A 3,176-nucleotide genomic window follows, 5' to 3' on the forward strand; every position below is an offset into this window, starting at 1 on the left:
CCATTTGAGCAGCACCGGTGATCATGTTCTTCACGTAGTCAGCGTGACCTGGGCAGTCAACGTGAGCGTAGTGACGGATCTTCGAGTTGTACTCAACGTGTGCGGTGTTGATGGTGATACCGCGAGCTTTTTCTTCTGGTGCGCTGTCGATCTTGTCGAAGTCAACGATTGCGGAACCGAAAACTTCGGAGCAGACGCGAGTCAGAGCAGCAGTCAGAGTGGTTTTACCGTGGTCAACGTGACCAATGGTCCCTACGTTGACGTGGGGCAGGGAACGATCAAATTTTTCCTTAGCCATCGATAACACCCTCAACAGAAGAATTAGACGAACGATATCTACCATTAAAACAAAGGCAGATATTTTCATATCTGCCTTGTTATATGGAGCTCTTGAGCGGATTTGAACCGCTGACCTCACCCTTACCAAGGGTGTGCTCTACCAACTGAGCTACAAGAGCGTAACACTTTGCACAACCTGCAAACTTGGAGCGGGTAGCGGGAATCGAACCCGCATCATCAGCTTGGAAGGCTGAGGTTCTACCACTAAACTATACCCGCGGAGCTTGCAGCTCACGCTAAAAATGGTGGAGGGGGAAGGATTCGAACCTTCGAAGTCGTAGACGTCAGATTTACAGTCTGATCCCTTTGGCCGCTCGGGAACCCCTCCTAAGCGAGCCGGCATTCTATACTATGCCGACCTTCTGTCAAGCATTTTCTCATTAAAAACCTGAGGTTAGCTGCGTTGACACTGCTTCACTTTGACAACCTGTTTAGGTGTTCGCTGTGGAGCGGGCGCCATTCTATGCAAACTATTCCAGCGGTGCAACCCCCTCACACAGCATTATTTTATGTTTTAACTCATTGAATTCCTTGGAAAGGTTCTGCAACTGTACATCCCCCAATAAACGCTGGCTTTCGGGCGCAATGCGCAACCAGTAACCTGGCTCTGGAAGATCCTTTTGCGGTGGTTGAGCCTTCACATTCATGGCCAACAGCCGCTGTTGCAGCACAGAAACACTTTCCTCTCGAGTCAAACCACCCAAGAACAGACAATCTTGCCCCGCACGTCGCGCGCCCTGCCCTTCTCGAGAGTCACTACCGGCCTCACTCAGCAAGCGTATGTCTTGCTGGGATCCACGATACATACTGAGAGGCGTGACATCTTTTGCACGCAAGGGCGCTTCCTGCTGATGCCAGACGTAATAGAACACATTGAGAACAACAAGCAGCAGGAACAACCAGCGCATACAAACCTCAAGATAAAGGACACGCCATGGCCAGTCCAACAAAGACCAGATCAGGGACAACTCGTGCGTCAGGCACAACATCTGCAACCAACCCAGCGTCACCACCTGTAATAAAGACGGTAAAGCCCTCTCCCCAATAGGAACGAGCCAGTTCCATCTGGGTCAGGACGAAACCTCTCAACATCAACGAACATCCACGCTCCACCGCTTCAACAGTACTGCGTCCCGGAGCATGACTAGTCAGGGCCCGCTCTGCAGCCAAATCGCCGTAACGGATATTGCGCGTGTGAGTGCGTAATTGATTTCGCATCAATGGCATCCCTGGACAAATGAACCCTCCCAGGTGCTCCCCTTCAGCATCAATAAAATCCGCTGTTACAGCAGTGCCGAAATCCAGGATCAGACATGCGCCTGCTGCCAAGTGAAAACCACCCAGCATTGCCAGCCAACGATCGAGACCTAAACGCTCATAGTCGTCATATCCATTCCGGACACCAGACATTTCACTAGCGGGCTTGGCACACACAACCAATACGCCGAACGTCCGCTCAAGAATCCGAGTCAATGCAGCGGTTTCTTCACTCGTTCTGACACTGACCAACCGACAACTTCGTAGCGATAGACCGTCAAATGTGTGCAAGCTATCCACCAAGGCCTGATCCGAGTCGACAACCCCCTCCGCGAAAAGACCTCCGGCGGCAGTATTCAACACCCGCCATTTGATGAAGCTGTTCCCGCAATCGAGCTCAAGAATCATCACGCAACCTCAGACTGAGCTCACCGCCACTAAATACTTTTTCCACGCCATCCACCCTCAAGCGCAGCGCACCCTGACTGTCAATACCGAGCACTACACCTTCTATATGGCTAGCGCCGGCAATCAACGAAACCGGACGACCTTGCCACACGTGATCCCTTTCCCATTCCCCTTGGAGCGCTGAAAAGCCATCGATCTGATGGCGCTGGATATAGTCGCGCAGCTGCTCGCTCAGCTCCGCCACTAGCGCGTTGCGGTCGCAACTTTTGCCCGTCTCAAGCCGCATGGACGTCCATTGCTGATCAACCTCGTCAGCAACCTGCATGTTCACATTAATGCCTATGCCCAGCACCACATGACAAACATCTGCAGGATCGCCTACGAGCTCCAGAAGAATACCTGCAATTTTCCTGCTCCCAACCAATACGTCGTTGGGCCACTTCAATCCAGCACCCGACACTCCGAGCTTTCGCAGGGTATGCATGACCGCCAGACCTACAACAAGACTAAGCCCTTCAAGCTGGCGCATACCGCCCTCAATACGCAGGACCAGGCTGTAATAGAGATTTTCCGCAAAGGGGCTTACCCACTTACGCCCCCTGCGACCTCGACCGGAAATTTGCCGCTCTGCCAACACCAGGAACGGCGCCGTGCGACCTTGACTGATCGCGCGCAGCGCCTCTGCATTGGTGGAGTCAATGGAATCAAAGACTGTCATCGGCCAAACCGGGGCCAAGGCGCCGATACTGAGAGGATCGAGTAGAGTCAGGGGCGCAGCCAGTTGGTAGCCTCGACCCCGGACCTTATTAATGGACAAACCGAGCTCAGCCTCAAGATGCTGCAGTTGCTTCCATACAGCACTTCGACTGATACCCAGGGCTAGCCCCAGAGCCTGGCCAGAATGGAATCGACCATCCTTTAAAAGATTCAACAACGTCAGCATGCAGGTCTCGCCTCACAATGAGGCCCGAATAATAGCCATGAGCCGGGCGATTGCATAGAAATCAAGCAAACCACTTTCCGCCGGGCAAAACAAAACCCCAATTGCTTTCGCAATTGGGGTTTCGGAATTTAATCTTGACGATGACCTACTCTCACATGGGGAAACCCCACACTACCATCGGCGATGCATCGTTTCACTTCTGAGTTCGGGATGGGATCAGGTGGTTCCA

General features: G+C 52.7%; 4 protein-coding genes, 3 tRNA genes and 1 rRNA gene. All 8 read right to left on the reverse strand.

Annotated features, from left to right (window positions below; all coding sequences use genetic code 11):
- Positions 1–298, reverse strand: a 298-nt coding sequence (locus KKQ10_RS22020; RefSeq protein WP_252191703.1) for a GTP-binding protein, incomplete at its 3' end; no start/stop codon positions are given.
- Positions 299–382: 84 nt separating this feature from the next.
- Positions 383–458: transfer RNA gene (locus KKQ10_RS22025), tRNA-Thr, on the reverse strand.
- 26 nt (positions 459–484) lie between these two features.
- A tRNA-Gly gene (locus KKQ10_RS22030) sits at positions 485–558 on the reverse strand.
- Positions 559–582: 24 nt separating this feature from the next.
- Positions 583–667: transfer RNA gene (locus tag KKQ10_RS22035), tRNA-Tyr, on the reverse strand.
- Between the two features lie 142 nt (positions 668–809).
- Positions 810–1,247: a hypothetical protein gene (locus KKQ10_RS22040; RefSeq protein WP_215502260.1), complete on the reverse strand. Its 438-nt coding sequence runs from the start codon at positions 1,245–1,247 to the stop codon at positions 810–812.
- A 7-nt stretch (positions 1,248–1,254) separates the two neighbouring features.
- Complete coding sequence (locus tag KKQ10_RS22045; protein ID WP_215502261.1) at positions 1,255–2,004, reverse strand: pantothenate kinase; 750 nt, start codon at positions 2,002–2,004, stop codon at positions 1,255–1,257.
- Positions 1,994–2,947, reverse strand: a complete 954-nt coding sequence (gene birA, locus KKQ10_RS22050) for a bifunctional biotin--[acetyl-CoA-carboxylase] ligase/biotin operon repressor BirA (RefSeq protein ID WP_215502262.1) — start codon at positions 2,945–2,947, stop codon at positions 1,994–1,996. Before birA ends, KKQ10_RS22045 begins: the two co-directional genes overlap by 11 nt.
- 132 nt (positions 2,948–3,079) lie before the next feature.
- Positions 3,080–3,176: ribosomal RNA gene (gene rrf / locus KKQ10_RS22055) — 5S ribosomal RNA — on the reverse strand; the annotation flags it as partial.

Origin of the sequence: Pseudomonas sp. MG-9 (assembly GCF_018729515.1) — a bacterium.
GTDB classification, from domain to species: Bacteria; Pseudomonadota; Gammaproteobacteria; order Pseudomonadales; family Pseudomonadaceae; genus Aquipseudomonas; species Aquipseudomonas serboccidentalis.

Excerpts from the sequence above, each read along its gene's own strand:
- birA (WP_215502262.1), bottom strand. The coding sequence starts at position 2,947 with ATGCTGACGTTGTTGAATCTTTTAAAGGATGGTCGATTCCATTCTGGC.
- KKQ10_RS22040 (WP_215502260.1), bottom strand. The coding sequence starts at position 1,247 with ATGCGCTGGTTGTTCCTGCTGCTTGTTGTTCTCAATGTGTTCTATTAC.
- KKQ10_RS22045 (WP_215502261.1), bottom strand. The coding sequence starts at position 2,004 with ATGATTCTTGAGCTCGATTGCGGGAACAGCTTCATCAAATGGCGGGTG.